Raw genomic sequence first — 18,114 nt, 5'->3', positions numbered from 1 at the left:
GCAGACGGTAGAGACGACGCATGCGTCGGGTAATCACGGTCGTCCTCTCGGTGGTCTGCGGGGCCCTGCTGGCCGTCGTCACCAACGTCGCCACGGGGGTGCTGCCCGCCCGACTGTCCCCGTACCTCTGGATCGCCTGGCCGTTGCTGCCCGTCGTGGTCGTGGCGCTGGCGGCCGTCGAGACCCGGCGGGCCCGCGAGCCCGCGCCGGTCGGCGGCGGGCCCGCCGCGCGGGCCCGCCGGGTGCTGCTCGACCGGGTACGCCGCTACTGGATCACCAGCGTGCTGGACCGCTCGTTGCATCGCGAGGCGCGGCTCCAACTCGGCTTCACCGCGTCGACCGAAGACCGGCGGTACCCGTGGACGCTGCGGGCCAGCCACCGCGACGGCTACCCCGACGCCCTCGACGACGAGACGTCGATCGCGGCGCTCTTCGGGCAGCTCGACCACGCCGTGGTGATCCTCGGAGCGCCCGGCGCCGGCAAGACGACCACGCTGCTCGAACTCGCGCGGGAACTGCTCGACGATGCCGAGGCGGACCGGGACGCGCCCGTTCCGGTGGTGCTGAACCTCTCGTCGTGGGCGACGCGGCGCCAGCCCCTCACCCAGTGGCTCGCCGAACAGCTCACCGAGCGGTACGGGATCCCGTCCCGGCAGGCAACCGCCTGGGTCGAGGCCGGTGAGATCCTGCCCCTGCTCGACGGGCTCGACGAGGTCGTGGCGGCCAGCCGCGACGAGTGCGTGGCGGCGATCGCCACGTTCCACGCCCGGCAGCCGCTCACCCCGATCGCCGTCTGCTGTCGTGACACGGAGTACCAGCAGCTCCGCACCGGCTTACCCCTCTACGGCACCGTCACGATCCAGCCGTTGACCCGGCCGCAGATCGAGCGACACCTGGATCGGGCCGGGCCCGCCCTCGCCGGCCTACGGGCCGTCCTGGCGGCGGACCAGGAGCTGTGGGAGTTCACCGGGTCCCCGCTGCTGCTCAGCATCATGGCGCTGGCCTACGCCGACGGTCCGGCCCCGCAGGCCGGCACCGGCAGCCGACGTGACCGGCTCTTCGCCCGGTACGCCGAGACCATGCTCCGGCACCGGCCGCACCCGGCCTACTCCCCCGAGCAGACCACCCGATACCTCTACCTGCTCGGCGACCGGATGCGGGAGCGGCAGCAGTCCATCTTCGTCCTGGACCTGGTGGCGCCCGACTGGTCGGAGAACTGGCCCCTCAAGGACGACGACCTGCGCAGCCGGGCCGCATCCAGCATCACCGTCGGCCTGCTGACCGGTCTCTGTGGTGCGGCCCTGATCGGCTGGCCCGGTGCCGCCGCCGGCCTGCTGGCAGCTGCCTTGACGGCGCTCGGCCTCGCGTTCGCCGAGTACGACAGCCTCAACCTGATCGCACGCTGGGGACAGCGGCCGGAGGACTACGGTGCCTTCCGGACCAACTGGCTGACCGCCACGGCGGAGGCGTTCACGGAGGTCAGCTACGAACCGGTCGTCGGATGGTCGCTGGTCGCCGGCACGCTCGTGGTCGGCACGGGCTCCGGCCTCGCCGGCGGCTGGGTGGGTCTGCTCACCGGCCTGGCGTACTGGCTCGGTCTCGCCCTCGCCACGCTGCTCGCGATGAGCGTCACCAGCGTCCTGGCGCTCCATCTCTATCGCCTGGGCCCCTCCGGTGACGCCCCGCGCCGGGAGATTCCGAGCCCCGTGCTGCGCGGGCGGCTCCGCCTCGCCCTACGCGCGGCACCGGCCCTCGGCGTGATCACCGGCACTGCCGCCGGGCTGCTGGTGGCCTGGCCACGCAGCGGTGCGGACGGCGTCCGGTACGGCCTGCTCGTCTGGACGTCGGTGACCCTGTACGTGCTGACCGCCATCGCGCTCGGGCCGATCGTGGAGCAGTGGTTGGTCCGTCGGCGGCTCGCCCGCGAGGATGCCCTGCCCCGACCGCTGCGGCCGTTCCTCGACCACGCGGTGCAGTGCCTCTTCCTGCGCGACGTCGGGGACGGCTACATCTTCGTCCACCGGGAGTTGTTGGAATTCTTCGCGGACCGGGTGACTGCGGGAAAGCCGAGGCCGCGCCGGCCGCCACCCGTCGACAGCATCGTGCTGAAGGACGGCTGACGACCGGACCCGGCCGGAGTGCGCGCGCCCGGCACTCGGCCTCGCCCGCCCGGTGCGCGGCCTCGCCGGCCAGCCGAACTGAGACCGGACAGCGAAACACCCGGTCGGTCCGCTTGGACCGACCGGGTGTTTCGGCTGCTTGCTGGCGGTGGCGGAGGGATTTGAACCCTCGGAGGGCGCAAACCCTCACACGCTTTCGAGGCGTGCTCCTTAGGCCGCTCGGACACGCCACCGCCGACGAGGCTACAGGACGCCGGGTCTGGACGCCGAACCGGTATCTGCCCGCGCGGCCTGGCAGGATCTTTGCCATGAGTACGCACATCGGCGCGAAGCCGGGAGAGATCGCCGAGCGGGTCCTGATGCCGGGTGACCCGCTGCGGGCCAAGTGGATCGCCGAGACCTACCTCGAGGGCGCAAGCTGCTACTCGACGGTCCGGGGCATGCTGGGCTTCACCGGCCGCTGGAACGGCGTGGAGGTCTCCGTCCAGGGCTCCGGCATGGGCATGCCGTCGGCCTCCATCTACGCCCACGAGCTGATCAACGATTACGGCGTGAAGAGCCTCATCCGGGTCGGCTCCTGCGGCGCCCTGAGCGAGGACCTGCAGCTGCGGGACGTGGTGGCGGCGATCGGTTCGTCCACCGACTCGAACATGAACCGGATGCGCTTCGACGGGCTGATCGACTACGCCCCGGTCGCCGACTTCGGGCTGCTGCGTACCTCGGTCGAGGTGGCCGAGCGACGCGGCATCACCATGCGGGTGGGCCCGATCCTGGCGGCGGACGCCTTCTACACCGACCGTCCGGACCTGTACGACACCCTCGCCGACTACGGCGTGCTGGCCGTGGAGATGGAGTCGGCGGCGCTCTACACGATCGCCGCTCGGTTCAAGGCCAGGGCGCTGACCATCCTCACGGTCAGCGACCACATCAAGACCGGCGAGAAGACCACCTCGGAGGAGCGGGAGCAGACCTTCTCCCAGATGGTCGAAATCGGCCTGGACACGATCATCGCCTGACCACCCCACCGCGCGAGATCGCGCTCGATCCGGGAAACAGTGGCCTCCGAGCCTCTGTGCGGCCACTGAATCCTGGATCGAGCGCGATCATGAGCCCGAGCGACGTGCGGGCGGGGCGACGGTCAGCGGAAGAAGGCGCGCAGGACCGCGGAGTTCTCCGCCTCCAGCACTCCCCCGTACACCTCGGGGCGATGGTTGAGCCGGCGGTCGCGCAGGACGTCCCAGAGCGAGCCGGCCGCCCCGGTCTTGGGCTCCCAGGCCCCGAACACCACGGTGGAGATCCGGGCGAGCACCAGGGCGCCCGCGCACATCGTGCACGGTTCGAGGGTCACCACCAACGTGCAGTCGTCCAGCCGCCAGCGGCCCAGTCGCTCAGCGGCCCGGCGCAGCGCCAGCACCTCGGCGTGGGCGGTCGGGTCGCCGGTCAGCTCCCGCTCGTTGCGCCCGATCGCCAACTCGGCCCCGTCGGGGCCGTAGACCACCGCGCCCACCGGCACGTCGTCGTCCGCCTGCACCGCGCCGGCCGTCGAGGAGTCGCAGCCGGCCACGGGAACAGAGTCGGCCATCGGGGGGGCGGAGTCGGTCGGGGCCGGGCCGGTGACGGCGACCTGGAGGGCCCGGCGCATCCACAGCTCGTGCCGCTGCCGCCGGCCGGCGCCGGTCGGGTCCGCAAGGCCCTCGTCGGCGCCCGGCCCGGCCCGGCCCACGGAGCCGGGAGTGGGCTGCCCCGGCCGAACGATCTCCAGCGCCGGGTCGGTGGCGTCGACGGGCCCACCGCCGCCGCCGAGCGGCGGGTCAGACGCCACGCAGCTCCTCGACCTCGTCGGAGCAGCCGAGGACCTGGCACACCTCGGCGGTGACGTCGGCCGGCAGCATCCCCTCGTGCGAGCACAGGGCGAGCAGCCGCTGCGCGGGGATGCCCAGGTCAGCCAGGAGGTCGGCGTCGCCGACCGGGTCGGCCTCGGGGTCGGCGGCCGGCTGCTCGTTGTCGTCGTCGCCTCCGGCTGCGCTCGGGCGCGGCTCCTCGATGTCGTCGAAGCCGGTGACCGACGCTTTGAGGTCCCCGACCAGCAACGCGCCGAGCCGGGACTCCTCGGCGTACGCGGAGTCGGAGCCGAAGACCCGCAGGTCCCCGTCCTCGTCCAGGCGCAGGACGACCAGGTAGGCGTCCTCGGCCTCGACGAAGAGCAGCGAAAGGTCGGCGTCCGGCTCGACGTCGCGCAGCCGGTCGGCGACCTCATCGAGCTCGGTGGCACCGCGCAGGCTCAGCTCGGCGGTCGTCCAGCCGCCCTCGTCGCGCACCACTGCGGCAGCGAAGTACGACACGGTCCCCCCAATTGGCCTTGACACAGCTCGCCGGCTCGTTACGCGTGCACGTTAACCGGTCGAATCGGCAGGCGACCGGTCAACGCCCCGATGGGCCGACCAATCGTGCGGAAAGTGTGGTGGGGCGGACGGCGCCGCTCAGCCCACGACGCGGCGCCGGGTGGCGATCAGCTGCCGCAACTGCTCGCTGCGCGCGCGCCGCGGCCGCTCCCGCTTGTGTACCGTGCGGGCCCCCGCCAACTCGGCGAGGATCTGCAGGCGGCGGCGGCTCCGCTCGGGGTCGAGCCGGGGGTCTGTCCAGGCCATACGCCGAGGGTGCGCCGTCGGAGCGGGTACGTCAAGGCGGGCTTCGCTGCGCAGCGGGGCCGCGACCGAGGGTGTTCGGCCGGGCCCCCCGACCGGCGGTTTTAGGCCGGGGGCACGACCGGCGGTGTTCGGCCGGGGCATCGGCCATCGCCACGAGGTCGGTCGCCGGCCTCGCCCGGAATGGGGTCAGGGTCTCACCACAGGGGCCAGTCGGCGACGGTCGCCCACCGGACGGCGACCACCGCGGCGGCGATGCTCCAGCCGCCGGCGGTGACGATCGCAACGCCGGTGGCGACCCCCCGGTCGCCGAACCGGGCCAGCGCCAGGGCGGCCAGCCAGGCCAGCCCGCCGGCGAGGAGGGTCCACCAGGCGTACGAGGGGACGTCGTCACCGAGCAGTCCGAACAACACGAGCCAGGCGGCGGCGAGCGCGCCGCCGGAGGCGACTCCCGCCCCGGTGACGGGGTGCGGTTCGCGCCAGGTCGGCCGGGACGGCGGCCCGGAGGGGAAGAGCCCCGAGGGGGCATGCGAGCCGGGGTGCCCCGGCTCCGGGTGACCGGGGAGGCCGGGCTGCCAGGTCATCGCCGTCACTCCTTCGCCGTGTGCCGTCCTGCCCGGAAACGGGCCGGACGCCCAGGACGTGTCGCCCCCAACCGTAGCCGTTCTGTCAGGATGACCGGATGTCCTCGCCCTCGTTGCGTCGGCGCCGCACCCGCACGGCGTACCCGCTTCTGCTGCTGTTCGCGCCGGTGTTGGCCGCCGGCTGCGCGGGCGGGCCGCCGCCGACCGCGGCGCCCAGCGCCGGGTGGGTCCAGCCGACCGGGGTGGCCACCACCGCCGGGCAGCCTGCGGCGTCGACGCCCGCGCCGGCTGCGACGTCCGCCCGGCCGTCGGCGTCGCCCGCGTCGACCCCCCGGACCGGCCTGCGCCACGTCTTCCCGGTACGCGCCGGCAACGTCGACTACCACCCGACCCACTCGGCGTACCCGGGGACGGACATCTTCGCGGACTGCGGTGAGCCGGTGGTGGCGGTGACCGACGGGACGATCCTGGAGGTGAGCCGGGTCGACAGGTTCGACAAGCGGGGGCCGTTGGGGCCGTACAACGGGGGCCTGTCGGTGTCGCTGCTGGGCGACGACGGGGTGCGCTACTACGGCTCGCACCTGAGCCGGATCGCCCCGGGCGTCGACGGCGGGGTCCGGGTCCGGGCCGGGCAGCGGCTCGGCGACGTGGGCCGGACGGGCAACGCCAACAACGTCTGCCACGTGCACTTCGGCATCTCGCCGGCCTGCACGGGCCGGGGCGACTGGTGGATCCGGCGCGGGGTGGTCTGGCCGGCCCGCTACCTCGACTCGTGGCGACGTGACGGCAATCGGGAGCCGGCCGCCGAGGTGGCCGGGTGGCACCGCAAGCGCGGCTGCCCGAAGGCACCGGCGGCCGGCGGCGGGGGCGGCTGACCGGCCCGGACGGGTCCTTCGCGGGTAGCGGGCCAGCCCCTCGGCCAATCACGACATCACGGCTTAACCGGTCGGACACATTGACGCATGTCTCGAAGAGCGGTTAACGTCCCCTCGTGAGAGAGCGCTCTCACAGCGAATGAACCGCCCAAATCCGACCAGCGTCGCCGCCGGCCCCCTCCGGCGTTTCCGCGATGGAGGCACCCGTGACACCTCCCGCACCACACCGCCGCCGCCTCTGGGCCCTCGCCTCGACCACCGTCCTCGCCCTCGCAGCCGGCGGCCTCGCCGTCGCCGTCAACACCGCACCCGCCGAGGCCGCCCCGGTCGGCGCGGGCAGCTACACCACCACCCCGGTCGGCCCGCTGCCCTCCGGCTGCGGCCAACTCTCCACCAACCCCCGGCAGTTCGTCACCGCCGACGCCCCCGCCGGGGCCGTGCCCACCAACGACTGGTGGTCCTCGCTGCTGTTCAAGCGCACCGACTGCGCCTACAGCGAGCCGCTGCACGCCCACCCGATCTCCTACGACACGTTCACCGACGGGCTCGGGTTCTCGGCCAACTCCACCCCCGCGATCAGCGGCACCGCCACCGGGGTCGGCGAGTTCCACTACCCGTACGTACAGGACATCCGCGTCGGAGTGGCCGGGCTGGCCGCGCCGACGGTGAAGGTCGCCAACTGGACCGACTGGACCGTCACCCCGTACTGGAGCGACGGCACCCGGAGCCTGCGCGCCACCATCGGCCACGGCCTGCCGTTCGCCTACTTCCAGACCACCGGCGGCAACGCGGTGGTCAACACCAACAGCACGCCGACCGTCTGGTCGAACAGCGGCGCCACCATCGGCTTCACCGTCGCCGGCCACGACTACGTCGCGTACGCCCCGAGCGGCGCGAGCTGGACGGTCAACGGCGGCCAGATCTCGTCCACCCTGGCCGGCAAGGGCTACTTCTCCGTCGCCCTGCTGCCCACCACCGCGGGCAGCACCTCGGCGCAGCGCACCGAACTGGCCGCCTCCTACGGCCGCTACGCGCACGCCCATGTCACCGGCACCCGGGTCTCGTACGTCTACGACCAGACCAACAGCCGGGTGACCACCACGTACGCCTTCACCACCACCGCCCGGGAGGGCACCGCCACCCAGACCGTGGTGAGCCTCTACCCGCACCAGTGGAAGGCGCTGACCGGCTCCACCCCGATCAGCCAGACCTACCCCTCGGCGCGCGGCCGGATGAAGGTGCTCACCGGGGTCAACCAGTTCAGCACCGCGGCGACCTTCCACGGGGTACTGCCCGAACTGCCGGCCGTCGGCGACGGCGCCGGCACCGACCTGACCACCCTCAGGGACCAGCTAGCCGCCGTCCGCGGGAACCCGATGGACCAGCGCGGCAACGACACGTACTGGACCGGCAAGGGCCTCGGCCGCGCCTCCCGGATCGCCGAGATCGCCGACCTGGTCAGTGACACCGCCACCCGGGACAGCGCGCTCAACGCCATCCGGGCCACCCTGACCGACTGGTTCACCGCCTCGGCCGGCAAGACCGAGAAGGTCTTCTACTACGACCAGAACTGGGGCACCCTGATCGGCTACCCGGCCTCGTACGGGTCCGACCAGGAGCTCAACGACCACCACTTCCACTACGGCTACTACATCGCCGCCGCAGCCACGCTGGCCAAGTACGACCCGCAGTGGGCCTCGGCCGGACGCTACGGCGGCATGGTGGACCTGCTCATCCGGGACGCCGACAACTACGACCGCAACGACACCCGCTTCCCCTACCTGCGCGACTTCGACATCTACGCCGGTCACGACTGGGCCTCCGGGCACGGCTCGTTCGGCGCCGGCAACAACCAGGAGTCCTCGTCCGAGGGGATGAACTTCGCCAACGCCCTCATCCAGTGGGGCCAGGCCACCGGCAACACCGCCGTCCGTGACGCCGGCATCTTCCTCTACACCACCCAGGCCGCGACGATCCAGGAGTACTGGTTCGACCACGCCAACGAGAACTTCCCGGCCGAATTCGGCCACTCCACGGTCGGCATGGTGTGGGGCGACGGCGGGTCGTACTCGACCTGGTTCAGCGCCGACCCGGAGATGATCCAGGGCATCAACCTGCTGCCCGTCACCGGCGGTCACCTCTACCTCGGCTACGACCCGGCGTACGTCCAGACGAACTGGGCGGAGCTGGTCCGCAACAACGGCGGGCAGCCGACGGTGTGGCAGGACATCCTCTGGCAGTTCCAGGCGCTCGGTGACCCCAACACGGCGCTGGCCAACCTGCGGGCGAACCCCGGGTACACGCCGGAGGAGGGGGAGAGCCGCGCGCACACCTTCCACTGGATCCGTAACCTCGCCGCGCTCGGCGCGGTGGACACCACGGTCAACGGGAACCACCCGCTGAGCGCGGTCTTCACCCGCAACGGGGCGAAGACGTACGTGGCGTCGAACCTCAGCGCCGCGCCGATCACCGTCCGGTTCTCCGACGGGACCACCCTCACCGTGGGGGCGGGGAAGACCGCCACCACCGGGGCGTACACCTGGAGCGGCGGTAATGCGACCGGCGGTGTCAACCCGTCACCGACCACCCCCGGCCCGACACCCACCACCCCCACCCCGACACCGACCACCCCCGCCCCGACCACCCCGCCGCCCTCGGGTTCCTCCACCCGGTACTTGCTCGCCGGTGGCGGCCTCGGTGCGGCCGGCAGTGCGGCCACCATGGCGGTGGCGGCGGCGAACGGCAACCACGACGGCACCCCGACCAACGCGCGGGTGTTCACCGCGACCGGTCTCAATTTCGCCCACAACGGCGGGCAGACCGCCTTCGACCTGTTCCTCGACGCCGGCAGCGCGGTCGGCAACGGGGTGCAGGTGCGGGTCTCCTACGACCTCACCGGCAACGGAAGCTGGGAACGGGTGGAGACCTACCGCTACTTCGCCACCGACCCGGTCACCGGGTACGAGCACTACACCCAGGCCGCCGGGCTGGCCTCCAGCTCGGGCACGCTCGGCAACCTGGCCGGCGGCACGGTGAAGGTGGAGGTCTGGTCGGCGATCGGCAACAACGCCACCACCCTCGGCCTCGGCAACCAGTCGATCGTGAAGCTGCCGTACTCCTGATCCGACACACCACCACTCCCGCGCCGCCGGTCGTAGCCCGACCGGCGGCGCGGGCGCGTAGGTTGCAGGACATGAGCGCCCGGGACCCCGTCGCCGACCTCCGCCGGATCGCGTTCCTGCTGGAACGGGCCAACGAGGCGACGTACCGGGTCCGGGCCTTCCGGTCGGCGGCGAAGACCCTGGCCGCGCTGCCGGCGGAGGAGACCACCGAGCGGGCCCGCGCCGGGACACTCACCGAGCTGGCCGGCGTCGGCGACGTCACCGCCCGGTGCGTCGCCGAGTCGCTGGGCGGCGAGGAGCCGGTCTACCTGCGTCGGCTGGTCGCCACCGAGGGCACCGACCTGGACGCCGCGGCCGCCGCGCTGCGCGCGGCCCTGCGCGGCGACTGCCACACCCACTCCGACTGGTCCGACGGCGGCTCGCCGATCGAGGAGATGGCGCTCGCGGCGGTCGAGCTGGGCCACGAGTACGTCGTGCTGACCGACCACTCGCCCCGGCTGAAGGTGGCCCGGGGCCTGACCGCGGACCGGCTGCGCCGCCAGCTCGACCATCTGGCGGCGGTCAACGCGGCGCTGCCCGAGGGGTTCCGCATTCTCACCGGCATCGAGGTGGACATCCTCGCCGACGGCTCACTGGACCAGGACGAGGAGCTGCTGGCCCGCCTCGACGTGGTGGTCGGCTCGGTGCACAGCGGGCTGGGCGACGAGCGGGGCAGGATGACCCGGCGGATGCTGGCCGCGATCGCCAACCCGCACCTGGACATCCTCGGCCACTGCACCGGCCGGATGGTCTCCTCCCGCCCCGCCGGGGTGAAGGGGCCCGGCGACCGGGCGCACCGGCCGCGCACCCGGGCGGAGAGCGACTTCGACGCGGATGCCGTCTTCAGCGCCTGCGCCGAACACGATGTCGCCGTCGAGATCAACTCCCGCCCCGAGCGGCAGGACCCGCCGAAGCGGCTGATCCGACGGGCCCTGGAGGCCGGCTGCCGGTTCGCCGTCAACACCGACGCCCACGCCCCCGGGCAGCTCGACTGGCAGCGGTTCGGCTGCGAGCGGGCGGCGCTCTGCGGCGTCCCCGTCGACCGGGTGGTCAACACCTGGCCGGCCGACCGGTTGGTGCAGTGGGCCCGGGGCTGACGCGACGACGGCCACCACCAGTCACGCCATGACGGCAGTCGGGCGGTGCGGTCGCGTAGGGTCACAGCCGTGGGACGAATCGATGATATTGCCGACCGGCACGTCGCCGACTGGGCGCCACTGAGCCCGACCGGCGCCACCTACGTCGGCATCGCCGGACACGACGACCAACTGGACGACCTGTCGCCGGAGGGCTACGCGGCCCGGGCCGAGCTGACCCGCCGCACCCTGGCCGACCTCGACGTCACCGAGCCCGGGTCTCAGGCCGAACGGACCGCCAAGGAGGCCATGCAGGAACGCCTCGGGCTGGACCTGGCCCGTTACGACGCGGGCGAGACGACCAGCGAGGTCAACGTCATCTCCAGCGGTCTGCACGACCTCCGGATGGTCTTCGACCTGATGCCGACGAAGGGCGCCGACGCGCAGGCCACCATCGCCGCGCGGCTCAACCGGTTCGCCGGGGCGCTGGAGGGCTACAAGACGACGCTGCGCGAGGCGGCCGCCGCGGGCCGGGTCAGCTCAAAGACGCAGCTCGTCGAGGTCGCCAAGCAATGCGACGTCTGGACGGACCCGGAGGGCGACAACTTCTTCCACGGCCTGGTCGAGCGGCTCGGCGCGGACGGCACGCTCGACGCGGAACTGCGCCGGGGCGCGGCCGCCGCCACCGCCGCCACCGCCGGGTTCGGCCGGTTCCTCCTCGATGAGTTGGCGCCGGTCGGGCGGGACAAGCAGGCCGCCGGACGGGAGCGGTACGAGCTGGCCTCGCAGTACTTCCTCGGCGCGCGGGTCGACCTCGACGAGACGTACGCGTGGGGGTTCGCGGAGTTGGCCCGGCTGGAGGCCGACATGCGCACGGTGTCCGCGCGGATCGCCGGGCCGGGCGCGACCATCGACGAGGCGGTCGCCACGCTCGACGCCGACCCGGCCCGCACCATTCAGGGCAAGGAGGCGTTCCGCGACTGGATGCAGGACCTGGCCGACAAGGCGATCAGCGAGCTGCACGGCACCCACTTCGACATCCCGGAGCAGGTCCGCCGGATCGAGTGCCGTCTCGCCCCTACCAGCGACGGGGCGATCTACTACACCGGCCCGAACGAGGACTTCTCCCGGCCCGGGCGGATGTGGTGGGCGGTGCCGCAGGGGATCACCGACTTCTCCACCTGGCGGGAGGTGACCACGGTCTATCACGAAGGCGTCCCGGGCCACCACCTCCAGATCGCCCAGACCGCCGTCCGGGCCGACCTGCTCAACCGCTGGCAGCGGCTGCTCTGCTGGGTCTCCGGGCACGGCGAGGGCTGGGCGCTCTACTCGGAGCGGCTGATGGACGAGCTGGGATACCTGGAAGACCCGGGTGACAAGCTCGGCATGCTCGACGGGCAGGCGTTACGGGCGGCCCGGGTGATCGTCGACATCGGCATGCACCTGGAGTTGGAGATCCCGAAGGACAACCCGTTCGACTTCCACCCGGGCGAGCGGTGGACTCCGGAGCTGGGCTGGGAGTTCATGCGGGCGCACTGCCGGGTGCCCGACGAGAACCTGCGCTTCGAGCTGAACCGTTACCTGGGCTGGCCGGGGCAGGCCCCCTCGTACAAGGTGGGCGAGCGGATCTGGCTCCAGGCCCGGGAGGACGCGAAGGCGCGCAAGGGTGCCGACTTCGACCTGCGGGAGTTCCACCGGCAGGCGCTCGACCTCGGCTCGCTGGGGTTGGACCCGCTGCGCCGGGCGCTCGACCGGATCTGAGACGACGACGGCCGGGAGCCGGGGGCACACCCCGGTTCCCGGCCGTCGCGTCGTTCCCGGCCGGGTCAGGCCAGGTCGAGCTTCAGCGCCGGCTTCGCGGTGAGCGTGTGGCAATCCACGTACGCCAACTGCATCTCGGGGTCGGTGAAGGTGATCGGGATCGGCGAGGTGATCGGAAGACCGTCAGGGAACGGCAGGCCCGGCGCAAGGGTGATCTTGATGCCAGCGAGCGTCCCGACGAACCGGGTGGCGTAGAAGGCCACGTTGCCTTCGACGGTCAGCCGGTCGGTGGCGTATCGCATGGTCTTCCCGCCCGGGCCGTCGGCCTGGAGCAGGAAGTCGTCGGTGACCGCCTTGTCCATGCTGAACTTCAGCGCCTTGAGCGTGCCACCGTCGGTGGGTAGCTCGACGGTCCCGTCGAACCGCAGGCCGGTCATGGTGACCTTGGAGCCGGTGAGCTTCGACGGCTTCGCCGCCACCGGGGGCTGGCCGGCCTCGGGGGCGATCTTGGGCAGCGGCTTGCCGGGCTCGACCTCGACCGGCTTCGTGGGCGTCGGCGTGGCGCACCCCGGGGGGCCCGGCCGCGGCCTGCCTGCGGGTGCCGACCCGTCCGGGGTGGGCTTCCCCGACAGGGTCGGCCGGCCGGTCGGGGTGATGGTCGCCGTGGGGGTGACCCCCTCCTTCGACCCGGGGTCCGCCGTCGGCCCGGCGGCCTGCGTCCCGCCGGAGGCAGACTCGTCGCCGCCGCCGGTGAAGAAGTCGCCGACGCCGTCGATGATGTTGGTGATCAGGTTGCCGTCCGACGTCTGCTCCGGGCTGGGGCTGGGGCTGGGGCTCGGACTGGGGGTGGTGGTGGGGGTCTCGCCGGCCGGGCGGGACGCCGACGGGGTCGGCGTGGCCGGCTTCGTGCCCGTGCTCGACGGGGTGGGGCAGGGGGCGGGCTGCGCGGCCTGCGCCGGGCCCTGGTCGCGCAGCCCGAGCGCCCCGGCGGTCGAGACGCTGAGCAGCACCAGCGTGACGGCCAGCAGCTTCGCCTCCTGATAGGGGCCGCGATGCGGTCGGCCGCCCGACCCGACCGCCGACAGGGCCGGGGTGCTGTCGGCGTCCCGGTCGACGGGCGACGACTCGCGCAACGGGTTGCAGGGCCGGGGCAGGGTGTCGGTGAGCGGGCCGGTGACCTCGTCGTGCGGATCGCGGTGGGGCAGCAGTTCGTCGATCAACGCCGGCTCGTCGGGCTCGGCGGCCGTCGCCCGATCGTCGTCATGCTCCGGGTCGGCGTCCGGCGGCGCGACGGCCTCCGGCTTGACCTCGGCGGGGGTGGGCTGGCGGGTCGGTGCCCAGGCGAAGCCGAGGGCGCTGCCGACCATGCCGAGCAGCAGGCCGACGAAGAAGCCGCCGAGGTTGACCCCGATGAGGGAGAAGACGGCGGTCACCGCGCCGACGATCGAGTAGAACATCCGCTGCGGCGGGCTGAACCACATCAGCATCCCGCAGGACACCAGGATCGTCGGAATCAGCCAGGACAGGAAACCGGTCGGCCCCGTCTGGAAGGTGAGGCCGCTGAGGCTCATCTGGGTGGTGGAGAAGATCTCCAGGCCGGCCAGCGTGGTGAACAGCCCACCCCAGAAGGGCCGACTCCGCCGCCAGCGGCGGAAGCCGCGCCACGCCTGGCTGAGCCTGTCCGGCCGGGCCTGCTGAGGATTGGCGGTCGTCACGTACTCCTCCTGGCGGTGCTCACTAGGTCACGAGACGGGGCCGAGGCCTGGGGAGGGCACCCCCCATGGGCCTCGGGCTGGCTCAGAAGCACTCCTTGGCATCCACGCCAACGTTGATCTTGAGTTTCAGGCCGTTGAGGGTGAAGACCGCGGCACTGGTGGAGCGGGTCACCTGCTGGAGATTGTTGATGGTGATCGTGTCGGCGCTCTGCCCGAAGGACTTCGGAGCGGCCCCGGAGTTGAGCTCCGTGGCGTCCCGACCGATCTTGATGTTCTTGAACTCCGCGTCGCCGCCGAGGGAGTCCATGTCGATCAGCAGGCCCTTGGCGTGGGCCGGTGTCCCCCCGCCACCGGCTTTGATGGTGAGCACGATCGGCATGTCGGGCACCTTCACCGACTGGCAGAGGTCGTAGAGGTTGGCCTCGGCGATCTCCGACACGGCCACCGGGTGCTCCGTGCCGTCCTTCTCCTGGACGACGCCGCCGTACTGCGTGAAGCCCTTACCCTCCAGCTTCGAGGCCCCGACTTTGAAGGTCTGGCCGGAGACGGCGAACGACGCCGCGATCGCGCCGTTGGCCATGCCGAAGATGATGGCGCCGGCCACCGCGGTGGCGGGCACCAGCATCGCGGCGAAACGCCGCCAACGGGTACCGCCCGGCGACAGACGGTCTTCCGAATCCTCCACGAGTCCTCCTCGGACGGGAATCACCGAGCGCCGGGGCGGGATGGGAAAGCTGCGGTGGTGGTGCCGCAGGCGGCATCCGGCGGACGGCAGGCTGCGGATTGGATGCTCCACCCGGAGGGACCTAGCTCACAAGACCCTTGCTACTGACCGGTAACCCAGACGCGGCATCAAGATCGCTGAATGTCACCATCGGTCAACGTCGCGCCAACCCTAAAGGGCGGACAAAGCGGGCCTTAGGTCACACGCGGCGCACGAGACATTCACATGGGGTAGCCGCGATGGCCGCCGGTAACTTTTTGGTAACGGGAACCCGAGAGGTCGCCGAGGAAGATCCATCGACAATCCTCATGGCCCGTCGACCCGCCACCGGACGGTCGGCGGGGCGTTTGCACCGCTTTCCCAGCGCGTCCACGAACCACCAGCCGCCAGCCGGGCACCCCGCCAGCCGCCCTGACCCGGCGGGAAACGATGGCGGTGGCGCACAACCGGTACGTCGCGCGTCGACACGCTGCGCGGATGCGGCCGGGGCGCAGGCTGCCGGCCCGGCCCGCCGTTGGTTACCGTAGGTGTCTTCCGGGTGGGGATGCCCCACGTGGTACGTACCGATCGAGGTTGCTGTGACCCTGTACGGCGAAACACGACCGCCCGCCGACGACCGGCCGACCATCAAGGTCACTGCGGTGAGCTGGCCGGATGGCGAGCCGGACCCGGCCGCGCCAGCCGCGCCGGGCGGCCCCCCCGGGCGCCGCTCCCGCCGGCTGCGGATGCTGCTCGCCGCCGGCGTCACCACGGTCGTCCTGGGCGCCGGGGCCGGCCTCGGCGCATACGCCTACGCCGGCGACGTGCCGCGCGGGACGAGCGTCCTCGGCACCGAGGTCGGCGGGCGCAGCCACGCCGACGCCGTCCGTGACCTGCGCGCCGAACTGGACCGGGCCGGCACGTCGGCCACCCCCCTGCGGGTGACCGTCGGGGAAAAATCCGTCGCGCTCGACCCCGCCGGCGTGGGGCTCACGGTAGACGTCGAAGCCACCGTCGACGCGGCCGCCAAGGCGCGGGCGGACCCGGTGAGCCGCCTCGTCGGCTCCCGCACGGTCGCGCCGGTGGTGACCGTCGACGCCACCCGGCTCGACGCGGCCCTGCGCAAGGCTGCCGGCGACCAGACCCGCGAGTGGACCGTGGCGGCGATCATCTTCACCGGCACCACCCCGAAGGCGGTCCGTCCGAAGCTCGGACTGGCGCTCGACGCGCAGCGTTCGGCCCAGGCGGTCCGCAGCGGCTGGCTCTCCGGCCAGCCGGTGACCGTGCCCCTCGTCGAGGCCACGCCGGCGACGAGCACCGAGGAGGTCGACCGGCTCCTCGCCGAGCTGGCCCGCCCGGCGGTCGCCGCCCCGGTGACCCTCCGCACGGCGAAGGGCACGATCACCATCCCGCCCGCCGCCATCGCCCGGAGCCTGCGCTTCACCGCCGACGACAGCGGGAAGCTGACCCCCCGCCTCGACGTCAAGCGACTGCGCACCGCCCTCGGCGACAAGCTGGACGCCATCGAGGTGGAACCGCGCAACGCCCGGATGACCATCACCGGCGGGAAGCCGACGCCGATCAACGGCCGGCCCGGCCAACAGCTGGACCCGACGGCGCTCAGCCGCGACCTGCTCGCCGTGCTGCCCAGGAGCGGGGACCGCACGGTCACCGGCCAGCTCAAGGAGATCAAGCCGGAACTGACCGCCGAGAAGCTGGCGGGGCTCGGCATCAAGGACCGGGTGTCCCGCTTCACCACACACTTCACCGGCGGCCTCTCCTCGGCCCGCAGCCAGAACATCGTGCAGGTGGCCAAGGAGGTCGACGGCACGGTCGTACTGCCCGGCGAGACCTTCTCGCTCAACGGCCACACCGGCGAACGCGGCTACACCCGGGGCTACCAGGACGCGCCGGTGATCCTGGACGGCAAACTCGTCCCCGGCGTCGGCGGCGGGGTCTCCCAGTTCACCACCACCCTGTTCAACGCGACCTACTACGCGGGGCTGGAGGACGTCGAGCACAAGCCGCACTCGTACTGGTTCAGCCGGTATCCGGCCGTCATCGAGTCGACGATCTTCTGGCCGAACCTCGACTTCAAATTCCGCAACAACACCCCGTACGGCGTCCTCATCGACACCTCGCACACCTCAAGCTCGGTGACCGTCTCGGTCTGGAGCACGAAGATCTACGACAGCGTCAAGACGGAGTACGGCCCCCGCCGCGACACCACCAGGCCGAAGACCATCCACCTGAAGCCCGGCCCGTCCTGCATCCCCAGCAACGGCATCGACGGCTTCACCCAGGACGCCTTCCGGATCATCCGGAAGGGCGGCAAGGTGGTCAAGCGGGAGAAGTTCACGTGGCGGTACCTGGCCGAACCCCGCTACATCTGCGGCCCCACCGCCGACTGACCGGCCCATCGGGCCCGAGCACATGAATGCCCCGCCGGCTACACCGGCGGGGCATTGTCATCGGGTACGCCGCACACGCGGCCCCCGGCGGTCACTCAGGGCCGCGCCTCGGCCAATCCCTGGCGTACGCCGGCCGCGTCGCGGTCCGTTCCGTAGACGGGGGTGTCCGGCTGCTGGCGCCAGCTCTCGTCGAGGGTGCCCGCGTCGACCGGGTCGAACCCGAGGGCGTCGACCAGCTCCATCACGACCCGCTTGGCATCGGCGTCGTCCCCCGCCACCGGTAGGGCGATCCGGTCGCCCGAGCCGGCCGGGCGGCCGTTGTCCATCAGGTGCTTGGCCTGGATGTTGTTGAACGCCTTCACCACCCGGGCGCCCTTGAGGTGCTCCGCCGTCCAGCGGCTCGAGCTGAGGCTGCGGTCAAGCAGCTCGGCGATCTCCCCGTCCCGCTGCGGGTAGTAGTTGTCGGCGTCGACGACGACCTTGCCCTCGAATAGCTCCGGGGGGAGCGCCGGCACCGCCAGCAGGGGGATCGCGATCACCACCACCTCTGCCTGGTCGGCAGCCTGCTCCACGGTCCCCGCGGTCGCGCCGGTCTCCTGCGCCAGGTCGGCGAGGGACTCGGGTCCTCGTGAGTTGGCCACCGTCACGTCGTGCCCCAGGGTGCGCAGGCGACGGGTGAGGGTGCCACCGATGTGCCCCGACCCGATGATGCCAATCTTCATGACCACTCCTGCCTCCGCCTTTCAGCGGTCAGATCCGGGCGAACTATAGGCAGGTACCCCGACCCGCGCGTCCCAACAGTGCGGGAGGCGTACACCACGTACGGTTTTCCGGCCACGGTTGCGGGGAACGCCGCCGTCAGCGGGTCCCCGATCGACGCTACCGAGCCCGCCGCGCCGGCGGGAGCGTTCGGAAAAACGGTCCCGGGAAACGCGTCAGGGCCACCCCTTTGAAGGGGTGGCCCTGACGGAAAGATTGTCCGGCGGTGTCCTACTCTCCCACACCCTCACGAGTGCAGTACCATCGGCGCTGGAGGGCTTAGCTTCCGGGTTCGGAATGTGAC

14 protein-coding genes, 1 tRNA gene and 1 rRNA gene are annotated in these 18,114 nt (G+C 72.2%); 7 read left to right on the top strand and 9 right to left on the bottom strand.

Translation table 11 applies throughout. The features are described 5' to 3' along the window. The first annotated feature begins 20 nt into the window (after positions 1-20). The gene (locus SNR22_RS27360) at positions 21-2,120 is read left to right on the top strand and encodes an NACHT domain-containing protein (protein ID WP_320069548.1); all 2,100 of its coding nucleotides are present in this window, start codon (positions 21-23) and stop codon (positions 2,118-2,120) included. A gap of 143 nt (positions 2,121-2,263) precedes the next feature. On the opposite strand, the gene SNR22_RS27355 is transcribed toward SNR22_RS27360, so the two are convergent. Beyond that, positions 2,264-2,353, bottom strand: a tRNA-Ser gene (locus SNR22_RS27355). Positions 2,354-2,428: 75 nt separating this feature from the next. Here SNR22_RS27355 and deoD point away from each other — a divergent pair. Continuing rightward, complete coding sequence (deoD, locus tag SNR22_RS27350) at positions 2,429-3,136, top strand: purine-nucleoside phosphorylase (RefSeq protein WP_320069547.1); 708 nt, start codon at positions 2,429-2,431, stop codon at positions 3,134-3,136. A 122-nt stretch (positions 3,137-3,258) separates the two neighbouring features. On the opposite strand, the gene SNR22_RS27345 is transcribed toward deoD, so the two are convergent. From SNR22_RS27345 to SNR22_RS27330, 4 genes are all read right to left on the bottom strand, one after another. Then, positions 3,259-3,762, bottom strand: a complete 504-nt coding sequence (locus tag SNR22_RS27345; protein WP_320069574.1) for a nucleoside deaminase — start codon at positions 3,760-3,762, stop codon at positions 3,259-3,261. 169 nt (positions 3,763-3,931) lie between these two features. Beyond that, the gene (locus tag SNR22_RS27340) at positions 3,932-4,462 is read right to left on the bottom strand and encodes a tRNA adenosine deaminase-associated protein (protein ID WP_320069546.1); all 531 of its coding nucleotides are present in this window, start codon (positions 4,460-4,462) and stop codon (positions 3,932-3,934) included. Between the two features lie 138 nt (positions 4,463-4,600). After that, entirely contained in the window at positions 4,601-4,768 is a 168-nt protein-coding gene (locus SNR22_RS27335) for a hypothetical protein (RefSeq protein ID WP_320069545.1), read from the bottom strand. A 194-nt stretch (positions 4,769-4,962) separates the two neighbouring features. Further along, a complete protein-coding gene (locus tag SNR22_RS27330) occupies positions 4,963-5,349 on the bottom strand; it encodes a hypothetical protein (RefSeq protein ID WP_320069544.1) in 387 nt (128 codons plus the stop codon). 98 nt (positions 5,350-5,447) lie between these two features. On the opposite strand from SNR22_RS27330, the gene SNR22_RS27325 reads away from it, so the two are divergent. The 4 genes from SNR22_RS27325 (at position 5,448) to SNR22_RS27310 (ending at position 12,222) form a co-directional block, all read left to right on the top strand. Beyond that, positions 5,448-6,224 carry a M23 family metallopeptidase gene (locus SNR22_RS27325; RefSeq protein WP_320069543.1) on the top strand — a complete coding sequence of 259 codons (777 nt, stop codon included), beginning with the start codon at positions 5,448-5,450 and terminating at the stop codon, positions 6,222-6,224. A 206-nt stretch (positions 6,225-6,430) separates the two neighbouring features. Further along, positions 6,431-9,346: a glycosyl hydrolase gene (locus SNR22_RS27320; protein WP_413775720.1), complete on the top strand. Its 2,916-nt coding sequence runs from the start codon at positions 6,431-6,433 to the stop codon at positions 9,344-9,346. A 71-nt stretch (positions 9,347-9,417) separates the two neighbouring features. Then, positions 9,418-10,482 carry a PHP domain-containing protein gene (locus SNR22_RS27315; protein WP_320069541.1) on the top strand — a complete coding sequence of 355 codons (1,065 nt, stop codon included), beginning with the start codon at positions 9,418-9,420 and terminating at the stop codon, positions 10,480-10,482. Positions 10,483-10,551: 69 nt separating this feature from the next. Next, positions 10,552-12,222 (top strand): DUF885 domain-containing protein, encoded by a 1,671-nt coding sequence (locus tag SNR22_RS27310; RefSeq protein ID WP_320069540.1) that lies wholly within the window; start codon positions 10,552-10,554, stop codon positions 12,220-12,222. Between the two features lie 65 nt (positions 12,223-12,287). Here the strand turns inward: SNR22_RS27310 and SNR22_RS27305 are convergent, their stop codons facing one another. Both SNR22_RS27305 and SNR22_RS27300 read right to left on the bottom strand, forming a co-directional pair. Next, positions 12,288-13,937, bottom strand: a complete 1,650-nt coding sequence (locus SNR22_RS27305; RefSeq protein ID WP_320069539.1) for a DUF6114 domain-containing protein — start codon at positions 13,935-13,937, stop codon at positions 12,288-12,290. A gap of 82 nt (positions 13,938-14,019) precedes the next feature. Then, positions 14,020-14,562 (bottom strand): DUF6230 family protein, encoded by a 543-nt coding sequence (locus tag SNR22_RS27300; RefSeq protein WP_320069573.1) that lies wholly within the window; start codon positions 14,560-14,562, stop codon positions 14,020-14,022. Between the two features lie 677 nt (positions 14,563-15,239). Between SNR22_RS27300 and SNR22_RS27295 the strand changes: the two genes are divergently transcribed. Further along, positions 15,240-17,051: a VanW family protein gene (locus tag SNR22_RS27295; protein WP_320069538.1), complete on the top strand. Its 1,812-nt coding sequence runs from the start codon at positions 15,240-15,242 to the stop codon at positions 17,049-17,051. 95 nt (positions 17,052-17,146) lie between these two features. Here SNR22_RS27295 and SNR22_RS27290 read toward each other — a convergent pair whose 3' ends face one another. Both SNR22_RS27290 and rrf read right to left on the bottom strand, forming a co-directional pair. Further along, positions 17,147-17,773: an NADPH-dependent F420 reductase gene (locus SNR22_RS27290; protein ID WP_320069537.1), complete on the bottom strand. Its 627-nt coding sequence runs from the start codon at positions 17,771-17,773 to the stop codon at positions 17,147-17,149. A 255-nt stretch (positions 17,774-18,028) separates the two neighbouring features. Continuing rightward, positions 18,029-18,114: ribosomal RNA gene (gene rrf / locus SNR22_RS27285) — 5S ribosomal RNA — on the bottom strand; the annotation flags it as partial.

It is taken from the genome of Micromonospora sp. RTGN7, assembly GCF_033804645.1.
Taxonomy (GTDB): domain Bacteria; phylum Actinomycetota; class Actinomycetes; order Mycobacteriales; family Micromonosporaceae; genus Micromonospora.
Note: the sequence above shows the minus strand (reverse complement) of the source record. Positions and strands in the feature narration are given on the sequence as shown.

What these genes read in the sequence shown, in the direction of transcription:
- SNR22_RS27360 (WP_320069548.1), top strand. Translation starts at nt 21, where the DNA reads ATGCGTCGGGTAATCACGGTCGTCCTCTCGGTGGTCTGCGGGGCCCTG.
- deoD (WP_320069547.1), top strand. Translation starts at nt 2,429, where the DNA reads ATGAGTACGCACATCGGCGCGAAGCCGGGAGAGATCGCCGAGCGGGTC.
- SNR22_RS27345 (WP_320069574.1), bottom strand. Translation starts at nt 3,762, where the DNA reads ATGCGCCGGGCCCTCCAGGTCGCCGTCACCGGCCCGGCCCCGACCGAC.
- SNR22_RS27335 (WP_320069545.1), bottom strand. Translation starts at nt 4,768, where the DNA reads ATGGCCTGGACAGACCCCCGGCTCGACCCCGAGCGGAGCCGCCGCCGC.
- SNR22_RS27330 (WP_320069544.1), bottom strand. Translation starts at nt 5,349, where the DNA reads ATGACCTGGCAGCCCGGCCTCCCCGGTCACCCGGAGCCGGGGCACCCC.
- SNR22_RS27325 (WP_320069543.1), top strand. Translation starts at nt 5,448, where the DNA reads ATGTCCTCGCCCTCGTTGCGTCGGCGCCGCACCCGCACGGCGTACCCG.
- SNR22_RS27315 (WP_320069541.1), top strand. Translation starts at nt 9,418, where the DNA reads ATGAGCGCCCGGGACCCCGTCGCCGACCTCCGCCGGATCGCGTTCCTG.
- SNR22_RS27300 (WP_320069573.1), bottom strand. Translation starts at nt 14,562, where the DNA reads ATGCTGGTGCCCGCCACCGCGGTGGCCGGCGCCATCATCTTCGGCATG.
- SNR22_RS27290 (WP_320069537.1), bottom strand. Translation starts at nt 17,773, where the DNA reads ATGAAGATTGGCATCATCGGGTCGGGGCACATCGGTGGCACCCTCACC.